The 2,500-nt window shown below is 51.3% G+C and carries 1 tRNA gene and 2 rRNA genes (1 of these 3 cut by a window edge); all 3 read right to left on the bottom strand.

The features are described from left to right. Positions 1-907, bottom strand: a 23S ribosomal RNA gene (locus D8886_RS11385); it reaches 1,994 nt to the left of the window's first position. Between the two features lie 127 nt (positions 908-1,034). Then, positions 1,035-1,107 (bottom strand) — tRNA-Ala (locus D8886_RS11380). Positions 1,108-1,171: 64 nt separating this feature from the next. Then, positions 1,172-2,500 (bottom strand): 16S ribosomal RNA (locus tag D8886_RS11375); the annotation flags it as partial.

Below are 2,500 nucleotides of genomic sequence, written 5' to 3'. Positions count from 1 at the left end.
AAACAGTGCTCTACCTCCAAGAATCTTAATGTCGACGCTAGCCCTAAAGCTATTTCGGAGAGAACCAGCTATCTCCAAGTTCGTTTGGAATTTCTCCGCTACCCACAAGTCATCCAAGCACTTTTCAACGTGCCCTGGTTCGGTCCTCCAGTGCGTTTTACCGCACCTTCAACCTGCTCATGGGTAGGTCACATGGTTTCGGGTCTACATCATGATACTAANNCGCCCTATTCAGACTCGGTTTCCCTACGGCTCCGTCTCTTCAACTTAACCTCGCATCATAACGTAACTCGCCGGTTCATTCTACAAAAGGCACGCTCTCACCCATGAACGGGCTCGAACTTGTTGTAGGCACACGGTTTCAGGTTCTATTTCACTCCCCTCCCGGGGTGCTTTTCACCTTTCCCTCACGGTACTGGTTCACTATCGGTCACTAGGGAGTATTTAGGGTTGGGAGATGGTCCTCCCAGATTCCGACGGGATTTCACGTGTCCCGCCGTACTCAGGATACTGCTAGGTACAGAATCTATTTAAAATACGAGGCTCTTACTCTCTNTGGCNNACTTTCCCAAGTNATTCTTCTATAAATTCTGAGTCCACANNGCAGTCCTACAACCCCGAAGAGTAAACTCTTCGGTTTGCCCTCCTGCCTCTTCGCTCGCCGCTACTAAGGCAATCGCTTTTGCTTTCTCTTCCTGCAGCTACTTAGATGTTTCAGTTCACTGCGTCTTCCTCCTCATTCCCTTAACAGAAATGGGTAACAGGCATCAACCTGTTGGGTTCCCCCATTCGGACATCCCCGGATCAAGTGCTTACTTACAGCTCCCCGAGGCATTTCGTCGTTTGTCACGTCCTTCNTCGGCTCCTAGTGCCAAGGCATCCACCGTGCGCCCTTACTAACTTAACCTTATTTTTGACCTTTCAGTCTTAAACTCATTAATATTCACAGCGTTTTCGGTTTATTTTCTTGTTACTATTTGATATCNGTATTCAATTTTCAATGGACAAGTTCTTTATCTAGTCAAACTAGATAATGGAGCCTAGCGGGATCGAACCGCTGACCTCCTGCGTGCAAAGCAGGCGCTCTCCCAGCTGAGCTAAGGCCCCACATAGCCCTCTCAAAACTAAACAAGACNCAAGTGCATTCCGTGTGTCCTTNCGGACTCCTTAGAAAGGAGGTGATCCAGCCGCACCTTCCGATACGGCTACCTTGTTACGACTTCACCCCAATCATCTATCCCACCTTAGGCGGCTGGCTCCTTACGGTTACCTCACCGACTTCGGGTGTTACAAACTCTCGTGGTGTGACGGGCGGTGTGTACAAGGCCCGGGAACGTATTCACCGCGGCGTGCTGATCCGCGATTACTAGCGATTCCGACTTCATGTAGGCGAGTTGCAGCCTACAATCCGAACTGAGACTGGCTTTCAGAGATTAGCTTGCCGTCACCGGCTTGCGACTCGTTGTACCAGCCATTGTAGCACGTGTGTAGCCCAGGTCATAAGGGGCATGATGATTTGACGTCATCCCCACCTTCCTCCGGTTTATTACCGGCAGTCTCGCTAGAGTGCCCAACTGAATGATGGCAACTAACAATAGGGGTTGCGCTCGTTGCGGGACTTAACCCAACATCTCACGACACGAGCTGACGACAACCATGCACCACCTGTCACCTCTGTCCCGAAGGAAAACTCTATCTCTAGAGCGGTCAGAGGGATGTCAAGACCTGGTAAGGTTCTTCGCGTTGCTTCGAATTAAACCACATGCTCCACCGCTTGTGCGGGCCCCCGTCAATTCCTTTGAGTTTCAACCTTGCGGTCGTACTCCCCAGGCGGAGTGCTTAATGCGTTAGCTGCGGCACTAAGCCCCGGAAAGGGCCTAACACCTAGCACTCATCGTTTACGGCGTGGACTACCAGGGTATCTAATCCTGTTTGCTCCCCACGCTTTCGAGCCTCAGCGTCAGTTACAGACCAGAGAGCCGCTTTCGCCACCGGTGTTCCTCCATATATCTACGCATTTCACCGCTACACATGGAATTCCACTCTCCCCTTCTGCACTCAAGTTAAACAGTTTCCAAAGCATACTATGGTTAAGCCACAGCCTTTAACTTCAGACTTATCTAACCGCCTGCGCTCGCTTTACGCCCAATAAATCCGGACAACGCTCGGGACCTACGTATTACCGCGGCTGCTGGCACGTAGTTAGCCGTCCCTTTCTGGTAAGATACCGTCACAGTGTGAACTTTCCACTCTCACACCCGTTCTTCTCTTACAACAGAGCTTTACGATCCGAAAACCTTCTTCACTCACGCGGCGTTGCTCGGTCAGGGTTCCCCCCATTGCCGAAGATTCCCTACTGCTGCCTCCCGTAGGAGTCTGGGCCGTGTCTCAGTCCCAGTGTGGCCGATCACCCTCTCAGGTCGGCTATGTATCGTCGCCTTGGTGAGCCGTTACCTCACCAACTAGCTAATACAACGCAGGTCCATCTGGTAGTGATGCA

The sequence above is a fragment of the Streptococcus sanguinis genome, assembly GCF_003943655.1.
GTDB lineage: Bacteria > Bacillota > Bacilli > Lactobacillales > Streptococcaceae > Streptococcus > Streptococcus sanguinis_F.
The sequence above is the reverse complement of the archived record's forward strand: the minus strand, read 5'-3'. Positions and strand labels throughout refer to the sequence as shown.